Here is a 1245-nt window from a genome sequence, read left to right as displayed (position 1 = left end):
AGCGCGAGCCGCCAAAATTTAACTACTTTATAAACCCAACCTGCGGTAAAATTTCAGCTAGCGCCGCGTCCTTTTTCTCGTTAAATTTGACCTTGTTCTGCTCAAAAAGATTATTTCCGTGCGCGTCTATGGAGACGATGAGCGGGCCAAACTCCTTCACGCGGCACTTCCACAGCGTCTCGGGCATCCCAAGCTCCGTCCAGTCGGCACTCTCGATCTCCTCGACCTGCGTCGCGGCGACCACTGCGCAGCCCGCGGGAAATACGCAGTGTATCGCGCCAAACTCCTTGCAGCCGCTCATCGTGCCCTCGCCCATGCCGCCTTTGCCCACTATCAGGCGCACGCCCGTTTTGGCGATAAATTCGCGCTCGAATTTCTCCATCCGCATGCTAGTCGTCGGCCCCACGGAGACCATCTCGAAGCCCTCTTTACCGCCATCGTCCGTTTTTCTGATGATCGGTCCCGCGTGCAGGATCGCGCCGCCTCTGATATCAAGCGGCAGCTCGCGACCCTCCTGCACGACGCGTCTGTGCGGCACGTCGCGGCAGGTGACGATGTGCCCGGTTAGATAGATCACGTCGCCGATCTTGATATCCGCTAGATCCTCGGGCGCGATCGGCGTGGTTAAAATTTTCTTACTCATAGCGCGAACTCCTTGTGCGATTTTACGGCAAAATTTAGCTCCGCGTCCCAGACGATGTGCCCTTTGCGGTGCGACCAGCAGCCCACGTTTACGGCGACGGCGATGACGCTTGGGTGGCGGGCGCAGTTTTGTATATGCACGCCCATGACCGAGCTTGCGCCGCTCATGCCTTGCGGGCCTAGGCCGATTTTATTGATGCCCTCTTCGAGCAGCTTTTCGGTTAGCGCGGCGCGCTCGTTTGGATTATGCGAGCCAAGAGGCCTCATCAGCGCTTTTTTGGATAGCAAGGATGCCACGTCGATCGAGGTGCCCACGCCTACGCCCACTAGCAGCGGCGGACAGGCGTTTATGCCGTAGCTGGTCATTATGTCCATGACGAATTTCACGACGCCCTCGTAGCCCATACCGGGCATCAGCACGGTCGCTTTGCCGGGCAGGCTACAGCCGCCACCCGCCATATAGGTGTGTATCTCGCACTCGCTGCTTTGCGGCACGATCTCCCAAAATACGCTAGGCGTGCCCTTGCCGACGTTTTTGCCGGTGTTGTACTCGTCAAATGTCTCGACGCTATTGTGGCGCAGCGGAGCCTCGCGCGTCGCCCG

Annotated in this window: 2 protein-coding genes; both read right to left on the bottom strand. The window is 58.6% G+C overall.

Translation table 11 applies throughout. The features are described from left to right. Positions 1–22 precede the first annotated feature (22 nt). Positions 23–643, bottom strand: a complete 621-nt coding sequence (gene ttdB, locus Q0256_RS05625; protein WP_297960933.1) for a L(+)-tartrate dehydratase subunit beta — start codon at positions 641–643, stop codon at positions 23–25. After that, positions 640–1245, bottom strand: a 606-nt coding sequence (gene ttdA, locus Q0256_RS05620) for a L(+)-tartrate dehydratase subunit alpha (RefSeq protein WP_297960930.1), incomplete at its 5' end; no start/stop codon positions are given. The genes ttdB and ttdA, both read right to left, overlap by 4 nt.

Origin of the sequence: uncultured Campylobacter sp. (genome assembly GCF_937949835.1) — a bacterium.
Lineage (GTDB): Bacteria > Campylobacterota > Campylobacteria > Campylobacterales > Campylobacteraceae > Campylobacter_B.
This window is presented reverse-complemented; position numbering and strand designations above follow the sequence as displayed.